Below are 261 nucleotides of genomic sequence, written 5' to 3' on the forward strand. Positions count from 1 at the left end.
ACGAAAGAGCGGGTTTTACAAAATACCCGTGACTATGTGGACGAACTAAACGCAGCAGTGGAGCAAGACCGAAAACTCACGGAAAAAAGCACTAAAACCTAGAGAGGACGTGGTAGAGGAAAAGGAAATTAAGATAAGCAAGACCGATCCAGAAAGCGGTTATATGATCCGAGACGGTAAGCCGGAGGGATTCTTTTATTTAGACCACCGCACAGTAGATCTGAAATACAACATGATTACGGATGTTCATGTCACGGCTGG

Annotated in this window: 1 pseudogene; it reads left to right on the top strand. The window is 44.8% G+C overall.

Going from position 1 to position 261, the window contains the following annotated elements:
• A pseudogene (locus BBG47_RS31025) lies at positions 1 to 261 on the top strand (IS5/IS1182 family transposase); the annotation flags it as partial.

The sequence above is a fragment of the Paenibacillus sp. KS1 genome (assembly GCF_001680695.1).
Taxonomy (GTDB): Bacteria; Bacillota; Bacilli; order Paenibacillales; family Paenibacillaceae; genus Paenibacillus_B; species Paenibacillus_B suaedae.